Annotated in this window: 21 protein-coding genes, 2 rRNA genes and 1 riboswitch; of the genes, 21 read left to right on the forward strand and 2 right to left on the reverse strand. The window is 59.5% G+C overall.

Annotated features, from left to right (window positions below; genetic code table 11):
- The 14 genes from FE782_RS19975 to FE782_RS20040 all read left to right on the forward strand — a co-directional run.
- A 23S ribosomal RNA gene (locus FE782_RS19975) occupies positions 1–143 on the forward strand; the annotation flags it as partial.
- A gap of 98 nt (positions 144–241) precedes the next feature.
- A 5S ribosomal RNA gene (gene rrf, locus FE782_RS19980) occupies positions 242–358 on the forward strand.
- A gap of 106 nt (positions 359–464) precedes the next feature.
- Positions 465–2090 (forward strand): ATP-binding protein, encoded by a 1626-nt coding sequence (locus tag FE782_RS19985; RefSeq protein ID WP_138196019.1) that lies wholly within the window; start codon positions 465–467, stop codon positions 2088–2090.
- Positions 2077–2790, forward strand: coding sequence for a response regulator (locus FE782_RS19990; protein WP_138196020.1), 714 nt, complete (start codon positions 2077–2079; stop codon positions 2788–2790). The genes FE782_RS19985 and FE782_RS19990 overlap by 14 nt, the downstream gene beginning before the upstream one ends.
- A gap of 132 nt (positions 2791–2922) precedes the next feature.
- On the forward strand, positions 2923–3939 hold the full coding sequence (locus FE782_RS19995) for a tripartite tricarboxylate transporter substrate binding protein (protein ID WP_138196021.1): 1017 nt from the start codon (positions 2923–2925) through the stop codon (positions 3937–3939).
- Positions 3940–4008: 69 nt separating this feature from the next.
- Positions 4009–4467 (forward strand): tripartite tricarboxylate transporter TctB family protein, encoded by a 459-nt coding sequence (locus tag FE782_RS20000; protein WP_138196022.1) that lies wholly within the window; start codon positions 4009–4011, stop codon positions 4465–4467.
- Between the two features lie 25 nt (positions 4468–4492).
- Positions 4493–6019, forward strand: coding sequence for a tripartite tricarboxylate transporter permease (locus FE782_RS20005; RefSeq protein WP_138196023.1), 1527 nt, complete (start codon positions 4493–4495; stop codon positions 6017–6019).
- The gene (locus FE782_RS20010; protein ID WP_138196024.1) at positions 6016–6945 is read left to right on the forward strand and encodes an AEC family transporter; all 930 of its coding nucleotides are present in this window, start codon (positions 6016–6018) and stop codon (positions 6943–6945) included. Before FE782_RS20005 ends, FE782_RS20010 begins: the two co-directional genes overlap by 4 nt.
- Before the next feature lie 16 nt (positions 6946–6961).
- Positions 6962–8374 (forward strand): NAD-dependent malic enzyme, encoded by a 1413-nt coding sequence (locus FE782_RS20015; protein WP_138196025.1) that lies wholly within the window; start codon positions 6962–6964, stop codon positions 8372–8374.
- Between the two features lie 22 nt (positions 8375–8396).
- Positions 8397–8639: an HPr family phosphocarrier protein gene (locus FE782_RS20020; protein WP_138196026.1), complete on the forward strand. Its 243-nt coding sequence runs from the start codon at positions 8397–8399 to the stop codon at positions 8637–8639.
- Between the two features lie 267 nt (positions 8640–8906).
- Positions 8907–9221, forward strand: coding sequence for a co-chaperone GroES (locus tag FE782_RS20025; protein ID WP_138196027.1), 315 nt, complete (start codon positions 8907–8909; stop codon positions 9219–9221).
- The gene (gene groL / locus FE782_RS20030) at positions 9214–10827 is read left to right on the forward strand and encodes a chaperonin GroEL (protein ID WP_138196028.1); all 1614 of its coding nucleotides are present in this window, start codon (positions 9214–9216) and stop codon (positions 10825–10827) included. Before FE782_RS20025 ends, groL begins: the two co-directional genes overlap by 8 nt.
- Positions 10828–10866: 39 nt before the next feature.
- Positions 10867–11364, forward strand: a complete 498-nt coding sequence (locus FE782_RS20035; protein ID WP_138196029.1) for a hypothetical protein — start codon at positions 10867–10869, stop codon at positions 11362–11364.
- Between the two features lie 91 nt (positions 11365–11455).
- A riboswitch (cyclic di-GMP riboswitch) is annotated at positions 11456–11538 on the forward strand.
- 72 nt (positions 11539–11610) lie between these two features.
- The gene (locus FE782_RS20040) at positions 11611–11910 is read left to right on the forward strand and encodes a hypothetical protein (protein ID WP_138196030.1); all 300 of its coding nucleotides are present in this window, start codon (positions 11611–11613) and stop codon (positions 11908–11910) included.
- A gap of 83 nt (positions 11911–11993) precedes the next feature.
- Here FE782_RS20040 and FE782_RS20045 read toward each other — a convergent pair whose 3' ends face one another.
- On the reverse strand, positions 11994–12923 hold the full coding sequence (locus FE782_RS20045) for an HD domain-containing phosphohydrolase (RefSeq protein WP_138196031.1): 930 nt from the start codon (positions 12921–12923) through the stop codon (positions 11994–11996).
- A 174-nt stretch (positions 12924–13097) separates the two neighbouring features.
- Here FE782_RS20045 and prmA point away from each other — a divergent pair, with 174 nt between their 5' ends.
- The 6 genes from prmA (at position 13098) to deoC (ending at position 18142) form a co-directional block, all read left to right on the forward strand.
- Positions 13098–14057, forward strand: coding sequence for a 50S ribosomal protein L11 methyltransferase (gene prmA / locus FE782_RS20050; RefSeq protein ID WP_138196032.1), 960 nt, complete (start codon positions 13098–13100; stop codon positions 14055–14057).
- 3 nt (positions 14058–14060) lie between these two features.
- On the forward strand, positions 14061–14762 hold the full coding sequence (locus FE782_RS20055; RefSeq protein ID WP_138196033.1) for a site-2 protease family protein: 702 nt from the start codon (positions 14061–14063) through the stop codon (positions 14760–14762).
- 67 nt (positions 14763–14829) lie between these two features.
- Entirely contained in the window at positions 14830–15582 is a 753-nt protein-coding gene (locus FE782_RS20060; RefSeq protein ID WP_138196034.1) for a 16S rRNA (uracil(1498)-N(3))-methyltransferase, read from the forward strand.
- 8 nt (positions 15583–15590) lie between these two features.
- Positions 15591–16934 (forward strand): tRNA (N(6)-L-threonylcarbamoyladenosine(37)-C(2))-methylthiotransferase MtaB, encoded by a 1344-nt coding sequence (gene mtaB / locus FE782_RS20065; RefSeq protein ID WP_138196035.1) that lies wholly within the window; start codon positions 15591–15593, stop codon positions 16932–16934.
- Between the two features lie 87 nt (positions 16935–17021).
- Positions 17022–17462, forward strand: a complete 441-nt coding sequence (locus tag FE782_RS20070; RefSeq protein WP_138196036.1) for an NUDIX hydrolase — start codon at positions 17022–17024, stop codon at positions 17460–17462.
- A complete protein-coding gene (deoC, locus tag FE782_RS20075; protein ID WP_138196037.1) occupies positions 17459–18142 on the forward strand; it encodes a deoxyribose-phosphate aldolase in 684 nt (227 codons plus the stop codon). The genes FE782_RS20070 and deoC overlap by 4 nt, the downstream gene beginning before the upstream one ends.
- Here the strand turns inward: deoC and FE782_RS20080 are convergent.
- A complete protein-coding gene (locus FE782_RS20080) occupies positions 18108–19085 on the reverse strand; it encodes a Na/Pi cotransporter family protein (RefSeq protein WP_138196038.1) in 978 nt (325 codons plus the stop codon). The genes deoC and FE782_RS20080 overlap by 35 nt on opposite strands.
- Before the next feature lie 133 nt (positions 19086–19218).
- On the opposite strand from FE782_RS20080, the gene FE782_RS20085 reads away from it, so the two are divergent.
- Positions 19219–20589, forward strand: a complete 1371-nt coding sequence (locus FE782_RS20085; RefSeq protein WP_439116445.1) for a class I SAM-dependent rRNA methyltransferase — start codon at positions 19219–19221, stop codon at positions 20587–20589.
- Positions 20590–20660: the final 71 nt, after the last annotated feature.

The raw sequence follows: 20660 nt of genomic DNA on the forward strand, positions 1-20660 counted from the left end.
AAAGCATCTAAGCGTGAAGCCCCCCTCAAGATGAGATTTCCCTGCTTGAAGACCCCATGTAGACGACGTGGTTGATAGGTTCGGGGTGGAAGCGCGGCAACGCGTGGAGCTGACGAATACTAATCGGTCGAGGACTTATCCAACATTTTCGGAGTGTACAATTGTTTCGCATCCAGTTTTCAGGGGGCAAGACTCCTTGAACGCAACATATTGTTGTTTCTTGGCGGAAACAACACCCAGGTTTGGTGATAATGGCGGAAGGGAACCACGCGTACCCATCCCGAACACGAACGTTAAGCCTTCCAGCGCCGATGGTACTTGGACCGCAGGGTCCCGGGAGAGTAGGACGTCGCCAAGCAGAAATAACAAGAACGCCTCCGATTCGCTTTGCCGATCGGAGGTGTTTTTGCATTGGTTAAAGGTTATGGAACCCAAAATAAACGGAACGGGGGGGGGCTAACGATATGAAAAAAAAGTACGGGTGGACGCTGCAACGAAGAATCGCATGGTTTACCGTGTTCCTTGTTTTACTGATTATCGTTCAAATCGGCATCCTTACCTACTATTCCGTGTCGCGCACCGTCGAGAAAGAAATCGGCAGTCGCGCGCTTCACATTGCTTCGCAGGTTGCGGCATCTCCGGAAGTTGTTCAAGGCTTTAAAGAAGAAGATCCGTCTGCGACGATTCAACCGTTCGTCGAACGCATTCGCATTCTTACGGACGCCGAATTTATCGTCGTCGGCGATGCCGAGGGCATCCGTTATTCTCATCCGATCCCGTCTCGCATCGGGAAGGAGATGGTCGGCGGCGACAACGATCGCGCGCTGCTGCTTGGGGAATCCTATACGTCGAAGGCCAAAGGATCGCTCGGCTTATCGCTTCGAGGGAAAGTCCCCGTTCGCGACGAGGCCGGGAACGTTATCGGCATCGTATCGGTCGGATTTCTGTTAGAGGATATTCGCCAAATGACGATCGACTACGGGAAGAAAATCGCTTGGGTCGCGGGGGCGGGGTTGTTCGTCGGCATCGCGGGCGCCATGCTGCTGGCGAGAAGTATTAAGCGAACGATGTTCGGACTCGAGCCGGAAGAAATTTCGTCGCTGTATCAAATTCGGGATACCGTCATCCAATCGATCCGCGAAGGCATCATGGTCGTGAATAAAGACGGGAACATCGAACTGCTCAATGAGACGGCTCGAAACATCTTGTCGGTGCCGAAGGGGAAAAATATTATCGGGCAACCCGTGATCGAATACGTGCCGAACGGCCAATTGCTCGAAGTGCTGCGCACCGGAGAGCGCCAGCTGGACCAAGAGAGCGACTTAGGCGGGAAAACGATCATCGCCAACCGGATTCCCGTGAAATCCGGAGGAGAGGTGATCGGCGTCGTATCCAGCTTCCGCTTAAAATCGGAGATCGATCAGCTGACCGAAGAATTGTCCCAAGTCCAACGTTATTCGGAAGCGCTTCGGGCTCAAACCCATGAGTATAATAACTTTTTATACACCGTCTCGGGTCTCATTCAGTTAGGGGCTTATGACGAAGCGTTGGAATTGATCCATAAAGAATCGAGCGATACGCAGGACTGGATCCAGGTAATTACGGACCGGATTCGCGACCCGGCGGTAGGCGGCATCCTGCTCGGATTTATGAACCGCTCCAGGGAGTTGAAGGTCGATTTGACGTTGGATCGGGAGAGCTCGCTGAAGAAGCTGCCGGCTCGGATCCGAAGCGAGTCCGTCGTTTCGATTCTCGGCAATTTGGTTACGAACGCGTTCGAGGCGGTCGGGAGGAACGACGAAGCCGACCGTAAGGTACGAATTTTCTTGCTCGATCTCGGCGACGATCTTCTGCTTGAGGTCGAAGATTCCGGTCCGGGAATCGCTGATGAAGATATGCCGTACCTATTCGAGCTCGGGTTTACGACGAAGGAAGCGAAACACGGAAAACGCGGCTTCGGCTTAACGAGAGTCGCGGAGCTTACAAAGCAGTTAGGAGGCACCGTCTCCGTAGAGGAAGGCGAATGGGGCGGCGCTCGCTTTGTCGTAGCGATACCGAAGGAAGGACGGCAGGGGAATGAATCCGAATAAAGAACCGCCTATTGAGGTGCTAATCGTCGAGGACGATCTACGGATCGCGGAAATTCATCGCCGATTTACGGAGAAGCACGACGGATTCCGGATCGTGGCGACGGCGTCGACCGGGGAGGAGGCTAAAGATTGGTTAAGCGTCGTCAAGCCGAACCTGGTTTTATTGGACGTTTATCTGCCCGATATGCTGGGAATCGATCTCGTGCGGTTTATCCGCAACGAAAACCTCGATACGGATATTATTATGATCACCGCCGCGTCGGAGACGGATGTCGTGAAGCATGCGATGCACGGCGGCGTATTCGATTTTATCATGAAGCCGCTTACCTATGAACGCTTCAAGAACAGTCTGGACCGGTACCGCGAGGCGCGGGCGCATCTGCGGGGAAGCTCCCGGCTGACCTCGGAACAAATCGAACGGCTGTGGCAGGGAACGGTGGCGACGGGCGCAGCGCTTCGGGAATCGAGCGAAGCGATGCCCAAAGGAATCGACCCGCTGACGCTGGAGAAGGTGATGGAAAGCATTCGTCTTTCCGGACCGGAGGGCGTTACGGCGGAATCGGTGAGCGGCAATACCGGGCTTAGCCGTTCCACCTCGCGCAGATATTTGGAATACCTCGTCTCGCAGAAAAAGCTTACCGCGCAGCTGAACTACGGCACGATCGGAAGGCCGGAACGAAGGTACGTCGCAAAGCCGTGATTTTTATGATCAAAAGGAACGAAAAGACGTTAATACCGTTTATGACCGCAAACTAGGAGCGGTCATTTTTTTTTGTTACAGTAAGTGAGCGCTTTCATTCCGGCGTAATCATATGGTCCAGGGGGTCCAACCATGAACAAACGGTTTTCCAAAACGATACCTGCACTTTTATTTGCAAGCGCTTTAGTCGCATCGCTCGCCGCATGTTCGACGGGAGGCGCCGGCGGCGGCAGCGCCTACCCGGAGCGGGCGATAACGATCGTAGCGCCGTCCGGTGCGGGCGGCGGCTGGGATAAGACGGCTCGCTCGGTCGCGAAGGTGCTAAGCGAAACGAAGCTCGTCGAAAAATCGATCACGGTCGAAAATAAACCGGGCGGCGGCGGCGCCGTATTTATGGCGGAATACGCGACGGCGGACGCGAAGAACGATTACAAGCTGTTCGTCAACTCGCCGCCGATTTTGATCAACCACAACAAGAAGGAAGGGAACAGCCCATACGGGTACAAGGATACGACGCCTCTCGCGCAATTGACGAAAGATTTCGGAGCGGTCGTCGTCGGCGCGGATTCGCCGTATAACGATCTGCCGAGCTTGCTGGACGCGATCAAAGCCGATCCTACTTCGATCACCGTAGCCGGCGGATCGGCTCCGGGCTCGATGGACCACCTGATCGCCGTGCTCCCTGCCTTTAAATACGGGATCGATCCGAAGCAAGTGAAGTATGTGTCGTATGACGGCGGAGGCGAAGCAATCGCCGCGCTGCTTGGCGGGTCGGCCGACGTCATCGCGACGGACGTGTCCGGCGTAGGCGAGTACTTGAAGGCCGGCAAGGTGAAGGTGCTCGGGATTAGCGCGCCGGAACGGCTGGTCGGCGAGCTCGGCGAGCTGAAGACGTTCAAGGAGCAGGGCGTCGAAGCGGAATTTTTGATTTGGCGCGGCGTGTTCGGCCCGAAAGAAATGTCCGACGGCGCCAAGACGTACTGGTCGGAAAAACTCAAAGCGCTCTCAGACAACGAGGCTTGGAAGGCCGAACTGCAAGCGAACGCATGGGAAAGCGATTATAAAGATGCCGAAGCGTTCGCGGCGTTCCTTGCTGAACAGGACAAATTGGTGCAAGAGTTGTTATCCGCGCTCGGTATGTCGAAATAACGATACCGCCGGCCGAGAGAAGGGGGAACCCCTTCTCTCCTTTTTCACCTAAGAGAGGAGGTTTCCTTCATGAGCAAAACGTTCAGCCGGATCGTCAGCATCGCGCTGTTCGTCCTTGGGGCGGCTTTCCTTATGGAGAGCGGACGGATTTCGGAAAGCGCGTACGGGAGCAACGTCGGTCCGAATCTGTTTCCGATGGGGCTCGGCATTCTGCTGATGCTGCTATGCGTCCGATTGTTTTATGAAACGTTCCGGTATCCGAAAGAGGAAGGCGAGCCTTCGGTCAAGCTCGACTATAAACGATTTCTTATGATTTTGGGGGCGGCGCTGCTTTATGCGATGCTGCTGCAACCGCTCGGTTATTTGATTACGACCTTCGCGTTCCTGACGTTTAGTTTTCAGGTGATGGAGAAGGGGAAGTTATGGAAAAGCTTGGCCATAGCCGCCGCTTTCGCGTTCGGAGTGTATTTCTTATTCGTTGGCGTGCTGGAAGGCTCGCTGCCGGGCCTCCCGGTCTGGTTCCGGTAACTAGAGAGAAAAGGAGGGATAGAGAGTGGATACGATCCAATTTTTAATGAACGGCTTCGCCGAAGCGCTGCAATGGCATAATCTCGTCTTCGCCTTCGTCGGCGTGCTGATCGGGACGGCGGTCGGCGTGCTGCCGGGCATCGGACCGATGAGCGGGGTGGCGCTCCTCATCCCGGTCACCGCGTCGCTGACCGCCGGTCAGGAACCGGAATCCGCGGCGGCCAGCGCCATCATCCTGTTGGCCGGCGTCTACTACGGCGCCATGTACGGAGGGTCGACGACGTCGATTCTACTGAATACGCCGGGGGAGTCGTCTTCGGTCGTAACCGCGTTGGACGGATACCAGCTCGCGCGGCAAGGACGGGCGGGCTCGGCGCTCGCGATCGCGGCGATAGGCTCCTTCGTCGCCGGCATCGTGGCGCTCGTCGGACTCGTGGCGCTGGCGCAGCCGTTGTCGGCCGTCGCGTTGTCGTTCGGGCCGGCGGAATACTTTTCGCTCATGTTATTGGGTTTATGTGCGGTCAGCGGTCTCGCCGGAAAGTCGATGACGAAGGCGCTACTGATGACGGTGCTCGGGCTGCTGCTCGCGACGATCGGGATCGACAGCGTGTCCGGGGTGGCCCGCTTCACGTATGGTATCCCGGTACTATATTCCGGGTTGGAATTTTTGACGATCGCGGTCGGTTTGTTCGCGCTCGGGGAAGTGTTTAAGACGATTCTGGAACGAGAAAACGGCGGAGGAACGATCGCGAAGGTCGGACGCATCCTGCCGACGAGGCAGGATTTGAAGGACAGCGGCGGTCCGATTTTGCGAGGCTCCATCCTAGGCTTCTTCATCGGCATCTTGCCGGGCGCGGGAGCGACGCTCGCTTCTTTCTTCTCTTACATCATGGAGAAGAAAATCAGCAAACATCCGAAGAAGTTCGGCCATGGCGCCATCGAAGGCGTCGCCGCGCCGGAATCGGCGAATAACGGGGCGTCGGGCGGGGCGTTGATTCCGCTGCTGACTCTGGGCATCCCCGGTTCGGGCACGACGGCGATCTTAATGGGCGCGCTGATCATGTACAACGTCCAGCCGGGTCCGCTGTTATTCACGGATCACCCGACGATCGCTTGGGGGCTGATCGCAAGCATGTTTATCGGCAACTTGATGCTGCTCGTGCTGAACATGCCGCTCGTGAAAGTTTTCGCCAAAATTATCGACACGCCGGCCAAATATTTGCTGCCGATCATTATCGCGATCTCGATCTTCGGCGTATACGCGGTGCAGTATACGACGTTCGATCTATTGCTCTTGATCGGATGCGGCGTCGTCGGATATTTCTTATCGAAGCATGATTTCCCGATCGCCCCGCTTGTGTTGGCGATCGTGCTCGGACCGATGATCGAAACCAACATGAGGCGCGCGCTGACGATTTCCAACGGCGACTTCATGATTTTCCTTCAGAAGCCGGTTTCGGTCTTGTTCTTAGCGATCGCCATGCTGTGGATGGTCGTGCCGCTCCTGCTGAAGAGCAGAGGCAAGAACGTCATCGTAAGCGAAGAAGCATGAGCGTCCTGCTTCTGATCGTGCAAGAGGTGATGGTCCCGTTCTTCTTGTTAGCCGGACTGGGCGCCTTCTTGCAACGACGGCTCCGCTTCGACATGGGAACGTTGTCCAAGCTATTAAATGTGTATTTGCTGCCGGCGGTATGCTTCGTAAAGCTGTTTGACAGCTCGATCGACGCGGCGCTTGCCGGAGCTACGATCGGTTTCTGGTTGTTGTTGAACGCGACGCTCAGCCTCCTCTCCGCCGCGGCGGTCAAGGCGGTTCGCATCGGGAAGGAAGACGCGGACGTCGTCCAGAACAGCTTCATCCTAAGCAACCAAGGGAATTACGGATTGCCCGTCAGCGAGCTCGTATTCGCGCAGCATCCGCTCGGCGTCTCCGTACAGGTCATCATTTCCGTGATTCAAAATGTGTTTACGTACACCTTCGGCACGTTCCGGATGATTCCCGGCAAAGGCAAACAGCTGGCGGCGGCCCTCGCCGAGCATACCGTTCGGCTTCCGGTCATCTATGCGATGCTGGGCGCGGCGGCCCTTCGAATGCTGGACGTTCGAATCCCGGCGATTCTATGGGAACCTGTCGCAGGGGTATCGGACGCGTTCTTCGCGATCGCCTTGTTGACGCTCGGGGCGCAGCTGGCGAACGTTCAAGCGCTAAGCTTGGGCCGATCGGTCCTGCTGGGCACGATCGGACGGCTGCTGTTCGCGCCGGTCGTCGCGTTCGCGCTGATCCGCGGTTTCGGCTGGGACGGCGTGTTCGCTCAAGCGTTATTCATGGCTAGCGCGTACCCGGTTTCCCGGAACAGTTCGTTGATCGCTTTGGAATACGGCCGAAGTCCGGAGCTGGCCGCGCAATTGGTGGCGGTCACGACCGCAATCAGCTGCGTTACGGTGACGGCGGTCATCTCGTTGGCGTTGTATATTTGGTAAAAAGGGGTTTTGAAACATGGCGGGTCCGACTAGCGCAAGCACCACGATCGTATTGAGGTTGGAAATCGACAAGGAGAAGGCGACGTTCGGCAACATCGCGACGGCGATCGGGGAAGCGGGCGGCGATATCGTCGCCGTCGACGTGAATCGGCCGGGACGAACGACGACCGTTCGCGATATTACGGTGAACGTCATGGATTCACAACAAAGCAAGGCGATCGAACGGGTTTTGAACGATATGGACGGCGTACAAGTATTGCAGGTGTCCGACCAGACGTTCCTGCTGCATCTCGGAGGTAAAATCGAAGTGACGCCGAAAATCGCCATCAAGACGCGCGACGATTTATCCCGCGTCTATACGCCGGGCGTCGCGCGGGTGTGCACCGCGATCCACGAACAACCGAGCCGGGCGCACTCGCTGACGATCAAGCGAAACACGATCGCCGTCGTATCCGACGGTTCGGCGGTGCTCGGACTCGGGAATATCGGTCCGCTGGCCGCCATGCCCGTCATGGAAGGGAAAGCGATGCTGTTTAAGCAGCTGGCGGGCGTGGACGCGTTCCCGATTTGCTTGGACACGCAGGATACCGAGGAAATCATTCGAACCATCAAGCTGATCGCGCCGGCGTTCGGCGGCATCAACCTGGAGGACATCTCGTCGCCCCGCTGCTTCGAGATCGAAGAACGGTTGACGCAAGAGCTGGATATTCCCGTCTTTCACGACGACCAACACGGCACCGCCGTCGTTCTGCTGGCGGGATTGTATAACGCCGTGAAGGTCGTGAGGAAACGGCTGGAGGATTGCAAGGTCGTCCTCTGCGGCGTCGGCGCGGCGGGCATCGCCTGCACGAAAATTTTGCTTGCCGCGGGGGTACGCAATATCATCGGAGTCGATCGGGACGGCGCGCTCGTTCGCGGGAAATCGTACGCGCACGGCGCCTGGACATGGTATGCGGAGCATACGAATCCGAACGGGGAAGCCGGATCGTTGTCGGACGTCATCGACGGCGCGGACATATTCATCGGCGTATCCGGCCCGGGCGCGTTGAAGCCGGGGGACGTGAAACGAATGGCTCCGGATCCGATCGTCTTCGCCATGGCGAACCCGACGCCGGAAATTTCGCCGGAGGAGGCGGAAGGGTACGTGCGCGTCATGGCGACCGGCCGATCCGATTACCCTAATCAGATCAATAACGTGTTGTGCTTCCCGGGGCTGTTCCGAGGAGTGCTCAATTGCAGAGCTTCGCGCGTGACGGAACGAATGAAATTGGCCGCGGCGCAAGCGATCGCCTCCGTCGTCACGAGCGAAGAATTGAACGAGCACTATATTATCCCGAGCGTGTTCAACCAATCGGTGGCGGATCGGGTGAAGGACGCAGTCATGGCTGCGGCGATCGAAGACGGCGTGGCGCGCCGTCGGCCGCGATAACTTTATCATCGGAGGCGCTTATATGAGCGGAATCGAAACGCGGGCGATCGTGGACATCAACAAGGAGGCGAACCGTTTCCGATCCAGCATCGTACTGAGATGGGACGGGAAGGTTATCGACGCGAAGAGCATCCTGGGGTTAAGCTTGACGTTGTTGGGATCTCAGAGCTACGCGCTGGAGATCCACGGACCGGACGAGGTCGAGGCGAAAGCCGCCATGCTTGCGGTATTTCGCAAGCATCATCTTGCAATCGAGACAATGTAATCCGCTATTCGATCCATACGGATTCCTAAATGCGTTACGCCCCGCGAGATCACTCTCTCGCGGGGTTTTTCGTCGAGCGACGGAGAAAACCAGCCATTTTTACAGCGCCGAAAAAAAGGGACAAGCTATTTTCGAAAAATCGCCCTTGATCGCCGTTCTTGCCGCCACATCGTTGTTGATGCGGAGAAAAAAATTCGTATAGTAATAATTGTTGGCACTCTAATAGAAGGAGTGCTAACAGAATACCTTTTTTAGGAGGGATTTTCGATGTTGAAGCCTCTAGGCGACCGTGTCGTAATTGAACCCCTGAAACAGGAGGACCGAACCGAAAGCGGCATCGTGCTACCGGAGAAGGCGAAGGAGAAGCCGATGCGAGGCGTGGTCGCGGCCGTCGGCCGAGGGCGGATCGAGAACGGAAAGACGATTTCGCCGGACGTGAAGGTCGGCGATCTGGTGCTCTACAACAAATACGCGGGCACCGAAATCAAGTACGATCAGAAAGAATTGCTCATTATGAGAGAATCCGATGTGTTAGGCATTCTGGAGCCTTCGAAGGAAAAGGAGCTGGTCCACAATGGCTAAACAAATTTTATTCAGCGAAGCGTCTCGTCAGAAAATGCTGCGCGGCGTCGACGCGTTGGCCGACGCGGTGAAGGTGACGCTCGGGCCGAAAGGGCGCAACGTCGTGCTCGAGAAGAAGTTCGGCTCGCCTCTCATCACGAACGACGGCGTCACGATCGCCAAGGAGATCGAGTTGGAGGACCCGTTCGAGAACATGGGCGCGAAGCTCGTGAAGGAGGTCGCCACGAAGACGAACGACGTCGCGGGCGACGGCACGACGACGGCGACGGTGCTGGCGCAAGCGATGATCCGCGAGGGCCTCAAGAATGTCACCTCCGGCGCGAGCCCGATCGGAATCCGACGCGGCATCGAGAAGGCGGTGCGCGTCGCCGTCGAAGAAATCCGGAACATCTCGAAGGCGGTCGAGACGAAGGAGGAGATCGCGCAGGTCGCCTCCATCTCGGCGGCGGACGAAGAGATCGGCCGCATGATCGCGGAGGCGATGGAGGCGGTCGGAAGGGACGGCGTCATCACCGTAGAAGAGTCGAAGGGGTTCACGACCGAGCTCGAAACCGTAGAGGGCATGCAGTTCGATCGCGGTTACATTTCGCCGTACATGGTGACCGACTCCGATAAGATGGAGGCGGTGCTGGACAACCCGTTCATTCTTATTACCGACAAGAAGGTGTCGAACGTCCAGGAGCTGCTGCCCGTGCTCGAGAAGGTGATGAAGGCGGGCAGGCCGCTGCTCCTGATCGCCGAAGACGTCGAAGGGGAGGCGCTCGCGACGCTCGTCGTCAACAAGCTGCGCGGCACGTTCACCTGCGTCGCCGTGAAGGCGCCGGGCTTCGGCGATCGCCGCAAGGCGATGCTGCAGGATATCGCGACGCTCACCGGCGGGCAGACGATCACGCAAGAGCTCGGACTGGAGCTGAAGAGCGCGGAGCTCGACCAGCTCGGGACGGCGCGACAGGTGCGCGTCGCGAAGGAGACGACGACGATCGTCGACGGCGGCGGCGCGAAGCAAGACATCGATGCGCGCGTACAGCAGATCAAGAGGCAGATCGAGGAGACGACGTCGGATTTCGACCGCGAGAAGCTGCAGGAGCGCCTCGCGAAGCTCTCTGGCGGCGTAGCCGTCGTGAAGGTGGGCGCGGCGACGGAGACGGAGCTGAAGGAGAAGAAGCTGCGCATCGAAGACGCGCTGAACGCGACGAGAGCGGCGGTGGAGGAAGGCATCGTCTCGGGCGGAGGCGTCGCGCTTGTGAATGCGGTCAAGGCCGTGGAATCGATCAAGACGGACGCCGAGGACGAAGCGACCGGCGTCAGAATCGTGCTGCGCGCCCTGGAAGCGCCGCTTCGCGCGATCGTTCAGAACGCCGGCGTGGACGGCTCGGTCGTCGTCGAACGCATCAAGCGCGAACCGGTCGGAGTCGGCTACAACGCTGCCACCGGCGAATGGACGAATATGATCGAGAGCGGCATCGTCGATCCGGCGAAGGTGACCCGATCGGCGCTGCAGAACGCCGCCTCGGTCGCCGCGATGTTCCTCACGACGGAGGCCGTCGTCAGCGACAAGCCGGAGCCGAAGAAATCGAATCCGTCGCCGGCCGATCACGATATGTAACCCGGCGCTTCCGTTTTTTCGCGAGTCGGGTGAGGGACCGTGCGCGAATTTTTGCTCTACTGTACCGATTGCCATGAATATACGGCGTTGGGAAGATTCGTCGAGAACGAAGGGCATTTCGAAGGCGAATACTCGCTGTTGCACAATCGCAGGACGAACCACGACGAGTTGCTGTGCCGGTTTTTGATTCGCCATGCGAGACATCCGCTTCGAATGGAGGAAAACCGGACGAAGTCGTACGCAGACGTCCTGAGGACGGCGGAACGATTCATGGAATCGGACATCGACGACTTCGTCGAACGGCAGGCGGAACGAGACGTTGACCGAGAGAGAGAACGGGCGATGGAGAGAGGCCTCGGCCAGCTGCAGTTGAACGTGTTAAGCGGGCTGTTGGCGCAAGAAGCGGAATCGATCTCGCGGGTGAAAGCCGATCACGCGGCGCAGGCGCAGTTCCTGCTCGGGAAGGAAGAGGGGCTGAAGCTGGCGTCGAAGCTGCTCGACGAGCTGTCGCAGAAGACGAATGCGTTGTTCCGGTAAATTTCCTAGGAAAGCGCAGAAATCGACAAAGAGACAACCCCGAAATACCTATTCCAAAATACCTAAGTTTGGTATATACTAGACGTATAACTTTTGTTAAGGGCAAACCCGGCGAAAGCCGGAGACGCAAAGCCACGGGCCTACCGCGACAGCAACGGCAGCCGGGTTCCCAAGAGATATACGTCGCTGCGAATGGACGCTATCCTGTGGGATGGCGTTATTTTTATTTTTTAGGAGGAATGGAAGATGAAGAAGAAAATTGCGTTACTCTTGGGAGCCGCGATCGTCGCTCAATCCGTTATGGCCATGTCCGCGTCGGCGGCGCACAAATCCGCGTACGACATTAATATCCGGTTGAACTCGTCGCTGCTCGGCAAGATCGTGCAGCCGTTGACCGGCACGGGAGAGACGACGTACCAGCTTCAAGAAGGCGTACATAGCTTGTTGGGCAATACGACGGGACTGGAGCTCGATTATTTCTACGTCAATCTGTACGTGAACGACCAACACGTCGCTGCGATCGATCCGCCGCTTCCGATGTATTAATAAATACGTTATAGCGAAAAAAGAACGCGCCCGCACCCCTTCTCGGCGAGAGGGGGGGCGGGCGCGTCCGTCGTTCGGGGCACTTACCCGTCGAGCCGGTCTCTATTTTGGAACAGCGCTTCGACGGCTTCCGGGTGGTACATCTTCCGGCTGCGGTCGATCTCGTCGAGCGCTTCCGCCTTCGGAATGCCGGGACGGTACACTCGATTGGTCGTTAGGGCGTCGTAAGAATCGACGACCGCCACGATGGCCGAAGCGACCGAAATCTCGGAGCCCTTCAGTCGAAGCGGATAACCCGAGCCGTCGAATCGCTCGTGATGCTGTTCTACGATCGGACCCGCAGACAGCAGGCTGGGCAGACCGGTCTCGTGCAGCATCTGTCTTCCGAACGTCGGGTGCATCCGCATGACGCGCCACTCTTCGTCCGTCAGCTTGCCAGGCTTGCCGAGAATCGAATCGGGCACCTTGATTTTCCCGACGTCGTGCAGGAACGATCCGAAATTTAAGTAGGCGAGCTCCGTGGAAGAGAGCGCCATCGTCTCTCCGAGCATCATCGACAGGCGCATGATTCTATGGCAATGGTCCGCGGTGTAACCGTCCTTCTGCTCGATGTCGACGGCGAGACTCATCAATTCGCGGATTTGATTGCTGTAATGATGGAACACCGGTTGGGAGGAGCAATACAGAAACTCGACGTCGGTCTCCGCGACGAAGACGGCTTCCTTCAGCACCGGAGAAGCCGAGAGGAAATCGCCGGCCTGCAGCACTCGCTTGTCGCCCGCGCCGCCGGTCCAACGCAGCCTCCCCGAGATCATGAACAACCCTTCCAGGGCCGTCCACCCGTCCGCCGGACTGAGTCCCCAGTGCGATCCCGCCGACAGCTTATGTAAGATCAATTCCGTGCCGTCCCCCGAGGCCAGCAGCCGCAGCTCCAACCCCTTCAAGGACACCCGTTCCAACCCTTCTCCGGAACGCAACAGCGTAATCCCGGAATCCGGATCCGCTTCGAGCATGTTCGGCTCCTCCAATCGTACTGGCTGTTTTCCCTCATTATAAGCGACGTAAATGTAAAAATGGATGTGATTTGGCGCGAGTCAAAATACGCTTTTTTGTATTTAGGCGGCGTTTTCGGTAAAATGGTTCAGATAATAAGAAGAAACAGCGAACGGAAAGCGGTGAGCAGAGATATGTTATGGCACGAGCTTACGATATATACGACCGAAGAAGCGACGGAAGCGATCGCCGATTGGCTGCACGCGCAAGGCGCCGGCGGCGTCTCCATCGAGGAATCCGGAACGCTCGACCGCAAGCGCGACACGTCGCTCGGACAGTGGTACGAGAAGCCGCTGAACGACATCCCGGAGGGAGACGCGGTCATGCAGGCGTATTTCGGAGAGGAAACGGATATGGAAGCGATTCAAGCGGGCGTAAAAGAGCTGCTCGCGAAATTGCCTTCCTTCGGACTGAACCCCGGCCGAGGCGAGCTGTCGCTGGCGTCCATCCAGGAGGAGGCGTGGGCGGAGGCGTGGAAGCAATATTTCAAGCCGACGCACGTATCGGAGCGGCTCGTCATTAAGCCGACATGGGAGACGTACGAGCCGAAGCCGCACGAGACGATCATCGAGCTCGACCCTGGCATGGCGTTCGGCACCGGCACGCACGCGACGACGGCGCTGTGCATGCGCACGCTCGAGACGGTCGTCAAGCCGGGAGATCACGTGATCGACGTCGGCACCGGATCCGGCATTCTCGCCGTTACGGCGATCCGCCTCGGCGCGGAGCACGTGCTCGCGCTCGATCTCGATCCGGTGGCGGTGTCCAGCGCGAAGGAGAACGCCAAGCTCAACCGTCTCGAGGAGCGCATAACGGTTCAGCTGAGCGATTTGCTCGGCGCGCTGAAGACGACCGAGGCGTCGCCGGTGAAGCTGCCCGTGCAGGTCGTCGTCGCGAACATTCTCGCCGAGATCATCGCGACGTTCGTAGACGACGTCTATCAAGCGCTGGAGACGGGAGGCGCCTACGTCGCGTCCGGCATCATTACGAGCAAGGAAGACCTCGTAACCGAGGCGCTTACGCGAGCCGGCTTCGAGATGGAGAGCCGAAGCGAGGAGAACGGCTGGGTTGCGCTCGTCGCGAGAAAGAGGTAGCCGATGGATTTCCGATTGCCGTTCGAAATCGATCATTTGCCGTTCCTGTTTCTCGCGATCGTGATCGCCTTCACGGTCCACGAATTCGCGCACGCCGCGACCGCGTATCGGTTCGGCGATCCGACGGCGCAGAAACTCGGACGGGTGACGCTCAATCCGATGCCGCACGTCAGCTTGCTGGGCCTGCTCTTCATCTTGTTTCTCGGGTTCGGCTGGGCGCGGCCCGTGCCGGTCAATCGTTCCAACTTCAAGAATCCGAGACTGATGAGCATCGTCGTGTCCGCGGTCGGACCGCTCAGCAACCTCGTCGTCGCGATCGTCGCGGCCGCGGCCGCCTACGGCCTATTCGCGACGGGGGCGCTGGACGCCGCGTCGCCCGGGTTGTATCGGGCGGTCGGACTTATCTTTTTCTATCTCGTTCACATCAATATGTTGTTATTCATCTTTAACTTGATTCCGCTGCCGCCGCTCGACGGGTATCGGATCGTCGAAGACCTCGCGCCGCTGCGGCTGCGATTGCAAATGATGAAGTACGAGGCTTGGGGCGTATACATCTTCCTCCTGATCGTCTTCATCACGCCGGTGTTCAACGTAACGCTCGGCCCGATCCTGGGTCAGGTCGTCGTATGGCGCCACGCGCTGCTCGCCTTCATGTCCGCGCTGTTCGGCGCGAACATCGATTGGGTATACGTCTTCGGAGGGTAATATTGGCGGAGCGACATGGTTGGAAAACGATGCGGAAACGATGTAAACTGGAGTGAAGAACAGCGGAATGCAAAGATATTTCGTGACGCCGGACAATATGCTCGAGGACAAAGCGATCGTTCGCGGCGACGACGCCCATCATTTGATGCGCGTCATGCGCGCCGCCCCGGGAGACAAGGTGATCGTCAGCGACGGGGCGAACCGCGAATGTCTCGCGGAAGTCGTAGAGCTGTACAAGGAGAACGTGCTGCTCAAGCTGCTGGAGGAGCGTCCGATGGAGGGCGAGCCGAAGCTCGACGTCTGGATCGCGCAAAGCCTGCCGAAGGGCGATAAGCTCGAGACGGTCATCCAGAAGGGGACCGAGATCGGCGCGACCGCGTTCCTGCCGTTCGCGTCGGCGCGGACGATCGTGCAATACGACGCGAAGAAGGAAGCGAAGCGGCTCGACCGCTGGCGGAAGATCGCCAAGGAAGCGGCCGAGCAGGCGCATCGGAGCAAGGTGCCGGACGTGCGCGACGCCATGCGCTGGAGCGACGTGCTCTCGGCCGCCGAGCGGACGCAGCTCGCTTTGTTGTGCTACGAGAAGGAGAGCGGCCGGCAGCTGAAGGACGCGCTTCGCGATGCGAAGCTCGATCCGGCGCGCGGGCCGGTCCTTGTCATCGTAGGGCCCGAAGGCGGCTTTACCGAAGAGGAAGCGGCGGAAGCCGAGCGGCGCGGCTGCGTCGCCGTCGGCCTCGGGAGGCGCATTCTGCGTACCGAGACGGCGGGCCTCGTCGCGGCGGCCTGCATCCTGTACGAGTCCGGCGAGATGGGAGGATAAAAGAAAAGATGCCTACTGTGGCGTTCCATACGTTAGGTTGTAAAGTGAATTTCTATGATACCGAGGCGATCTGGCAGCTGTTCAAGAACGACGGCTACGAACAGGTCGACTTCGAGTCGCAGACGGCGGACGTCTACGTGATCAATACGTGCACCGTCACGAACACGGGCGACAAGAAGAGCCGCCAAATCATCCGCCGCGCCGTGCGTCGCAATCCGGAAGCGGTCATCGCGGTGACGGGCTGCTACGCGCAGACGTCTCCGGCGGAAATTCTCGCGATTCCCGGCGTCGATCTCGTCATCGGCACGCAGGGACGGGGCGAGATCATCGAGCTCGTCAATCGCGTGCGCGCCGACCGAGAGCCGATCAACGCGGTGCGGAACATTATGAAGACGCGGCAGTTCGAGGAGCTCGACGTGCCGGATTTCGCGGATCGGACGCGCGCGTTCCTGAAGATTCAAGAAGGCTGCAATAACTTCTGTACGTTCTGCATCATTCCGTGGTCGCGCGGCTTGCTGCGCTCCCGGGAGCCGGAGAGCGTCGTCAAGCAAGCGCGCATGCTGGTCGAGGCGGGCTACAAGGAAATCGTCCTGACGGGCATCCATACGGCGGGATACGGCGAAGACTTGGACGATTACAACTTCGCCGCGCTGCTGCGCGATCTCGCGAACGTCGAAGGCGTCGAAAGACTTCGAATCTCTTCCATCGAAGCGAGCCAGATTACCGACGAAGTGATCGACGTGCTGATGAGCTCGAGCAAGTTTTGCCGCCACTTGCACGTGCCGCTGCAGGCGGGCGACGACGCCGTATTGAAGCGGATGCGCCGCAAGTATACGGTCGCCGAGTACGCGGAGCGGATCGCGCGCATTCGGGAGCGCTGGCCGGACGTGGCGATCACCACGGACGTCATCGTCGGCTTCCCCGGCGAGACGGACGAGATGTTCGAGAACGGCTACCGGTATATGAAGGAGATCGGATTTTCCGAGATGCACGTCTTCCCGTACTCGAAGCGGACCGGCACGCCGGCGGCGCGCATGGAGGATCAGGTGGACGAGGAGCTGAAGAACGAGCGCGTGCATAAGCTGATCGACTTGTCCGAGGAGATGCAACTCGCCTACGGGCAACGCTTCGTCGGTCAAGAGCTCGAGGTCATTCCGGAACGCGAAGCGAAGGGCGCCGAAGGACAAGGGCTCCTGAGCGGCTATACCGACAACTATATCCAGGTCGTCTTCCCGGGCGATCCGTCGATGATCGGCCGTCTGGTGAAGGTGCGCGTGACGGAAGCCGGCGTCAACGAATGCAAGGGCGTCGCGCTCGAGTCGGAGAGGCTGTCGAAGGCGTCGTCGTTTTAAATCGGGAGAAGGCGAAGGAGGGGAACGGCGTTCGAGTGCGGCGCGCGGTTCTCCTTTTTCGTAACTTAATAAAGAGAGGTGAGTCCGATGAAAGAAATTTCTGCCGGAGGAGTCGTCTATCGGAAGATCGGCGGCAAGCTTCAGATTCAATTGATTCAAGACCGATACGGACGGACGTCGCTGCCGAAGGGTAAGATGGAGCCGGGGGAAACCGTCGAGCAGACGGCGCTGCGGGAAATTCTCGAGGAAACCGGCATCCGGGGCGACATCCGGGGACCGCTCGCCTTGATTCAATATCAGTACAAGCATCCGGAGAAGGGGATGATCGACAAGGAAGTGCATTACTACCTCGTCGAAGCGTCCGGCGGCGAGCTGATGCCTCAAATCGAAGAGATCCGCGGCGTCGCGTGGTACGAGCCCCTCGACGCATGGGAGAAACAGAAGGCTTCGGGGTACGATAATAACGATGCTATTTTACGGATCGCGTTACATAAGCTAGGGGTTCGAACCGAGGAGGACGAAGCATGAGCTTTGAAGTGAAAAATATCGAAAAATATATCGACCACACGTTCTTGAAAGCCGACGCGTCGACAAAGGACATCTCGAAGCTGTGCGACGAAGCGAAGACGCATGGCTTCTACAGCGTCTGCGTGAACGGCGCATGGGTGCCCTATTGCGCCAAAGCGCTCGAGGGCACCGGCGTGAAGGTGGCCGCGGTCGTCGGGTTCCCGCTCGGCGCGGGCGCTTCCGAAGCGAAGGCGTTCGAAGCCGCGACGGCGGCGAAGCAGGGCGCGGAGGAGATCGATATGGTGCTGGCGATCGGCTGGCTGCTCGAAGGCCGCCACGACGACGTTCGCGCGGACATTAAGGCCGTCGTCGACGCCGTGAAGGGGAAGGCTATCGTGAAGGTCATTTTCGAGACGGGATTTCTGACGCCGGAGCAAATCAAGATCGCCTGCGTGCTGTCGGAGGAAGCCGGCGCGCATTTCGTGAAGACGTCGACGGGCTTCGGGCCCGGAGGCGCGACGGCCGAGCATATCGAGCTGATGCGCGCGAGCGTCTCCCCGTCCGTCGGGGTGAAGGCGTCCGGCGGCGTGCGGGATTACGACGCGGCGGTGAAGATGATTCTCGCCGGCGCGAACCGGCTCGGCACGAGCTCGGGCGTCTCGATCGTCACGGGCGGATCCGCTGCGGCCGGAGCTTATTAAGTCCGAGGTAACATAACGGCAAGGCGATCAGCGAGCAGAGCACGTTGAAGATCGTCTGGGCTCTCGCGATTTGGTCGTAGGGCGATTCGGTCCAGAAGGCGGACAAAGCGGCGAGCTGTTCGATGAACGGGAAGAACAGCAGGCTGCCTCCGAGGTTCAACGCGATATGGGACCAGGCGACGTAGCGGCCGGCCTTGGAGCCGCCGAGGCTGGCGAGCAGCGCCGTGGAGCAGGTGCCGATATTGGCGCCGAGCACGATCGCGATGCCGAGCTCGATCGGGACCGCCTGCACGCTGGCGAGGCCCATCGTGACGGCGATCGTCGCGGCGCTCGATTGGATGACGGCGGTGACGATCGCGCCCGCGAGCAGTCCCCACGCGATGCTCTGCTGGGACATGTCCAGAAACCAGACGAACAATCCCCGCGACTGGAGCACGGGAACGATCGTGTTCATTCGTTCCATGCCGATCAGGACGCAGGCGAAGCCGCATGCCGTCAGCGACAGATGCCGGAGCGACGGCGTCAGACGGGCGAAGCGGGACGCGGACGGGCGGAACTGCTCGACGGCGAGGCAGGCGAACCAGCTGACGCCGGCGCAGACGAGCATCGGCAGCGCTTCGGCGGACATGTCGAGGCCGAGCATATCCGCGGTGATGCTGCCGCCGACGTTCGCGCCGAGCACGATGCCGAGCGTCTGTCGGAACGTGAGCACGCCCGCGTTGACGAGGCCGATCGTCACGACGGTGACCGCGTCGCTCGATTGGAGCACGGTCGTCGCGAGCGTGCCTGCGACGAGTCCGCGGAACGGCGTGCTCGTGAATCGGCGGATGAGGCCCGATAGGATCGGTCCGGCCCACTCGTGGAGCCCGATCTCCATCGCCTTCATGCCGAACAGGAAGACGGCGAAGCCGAGACCGAACGGGATCGCTAGCTCTTGCCACATTCGAGGGTCCCTCCCGTCTTCTCGTTTCGGATGGATTGATATGCGGTGCATCGGATTATTTATATGAATCGAGCGGGACGGGCATGACAGGCTCCCCGCTCGCCGGAAGAGGTGCAAGACGCCATTGGCGACGATGATACTAACGAAGACGCGGAAGAAGCGCCTGGAAGCGGGCCATCCGTGGATATTCAAGAACGAGGTCGAACGATTCGAAGGCGAACCGGAGCCGGGCGGGATCGTTGCGGTAACGGACCATAGAGGAAAATTTTTGGCTTCGGCGTACGTAAACCCGGCGTCCCAGATGATCGGCCGGGTCGTCTCCCGCGGGCAGCTCGTACGAATGGATAAGGCGTTCTTCCTGGAACGGTTCCGGACGTGCCTCGAGGTGCGGGAGCGGTTCGTCGACGACCCTCGGTATTGCCGCATCGCCTACGGCGAGGCGGATTTCCTGCCGGGTTTGACCGTCGACCGGTTCGGCGATACGCTCGTCGTGCAGATCGTCACGCTCGGGATGGATCGAGCGCGCGACAGCATCGTCGAGGCGTTGGTCGAGTTATTCGCCCCGCGCACGATTTACGAGCGGAGCGACGTCGGCATCCGCGCGCTCGAAGGGCTCGAAGAGCGGACGGGCACGCTGTACGGCGAAGCGCCGAGCGGCCCGATCGTCATCCGGGAGAATGGGCTGGAGATCGAGGTCGACGTCGTGAGCGGACAGAAAACCGGTTACTTCTTCGACCAACGGGAAAATCGGGCGGCGATTCGTCCGTTGATGACCGGCTGGGGGCGCCGGAGCGGCATCGCGGTGCGGGAGCTGACCGATGCGGACGGCGCGACGCGGTCCGCGCCCGTCAACGCGAACGGCAAAGAGGTGACGTTCCCGTATTGGGACGGCGCGACCGTGCTCGAGTGCTTCTCGCATACGGGAAGCTTCACGCTGCACGCCTGCAAATACGGCGCCAAGAAGGTGACGTGCCTCGACATCTCGGAGCACGCGATTCTAGCGGCGCGCCGCAACGTCGAGCGGAACGGCTTCTCGGAGCGCGTCGAGTTCGTCGTCGCGAATGCGTTCGATTACTTGCGGGAGCAGGCGAAGGGGCTGGAGGAGCGCGCGGCGCGCGCGAAGGCGGGCGAAGCCGGAGCGAAGGTGGATACGTCCAAGCCGATCGCGGCGGGCGCCGGACGGTCTTGGGACGTCGTCATTCTCGATCCGCCCGCGTTCGCGAAAAACCGCGGCGCGGTCGAGGGCGCATGCCGGGGCTATAAGGATATCAACCTGCACGGCATGAAGCTCGTGAACGAGGGCGGTTATCTCGTGACGGCCAGCTGCTCGTATCACGTCCGTCCGGATGTATTCCTCGAGACGATCCACGCGGCGGCGGACGATGCCGGCAAGGCGCTGCGTCTCGTCGAGTTCCGCGGCGCCGGCAAGGATCATCCGCAGCTGCTCGGCGTGGACGAGGGCAATTATTTGAAGTTCGCGATTTTCGAGGTGCGGAGCCGGTAATGCGGCGAGCGCTTCGGGTTGGAGCCGTCCGATGGAGCATCGGGCGGCTCTTTAATTTGGGGCGGCGAGGT

The organism is Paenibacillus antri (genome assembly GCF_005765165.1).
Classification (GTDB): Bacteria; Bacillota; Bacilli; order Paenibacillales; family YIM-B00363; genus Paenibacillus_AE; species Paenibacillus_AE antri.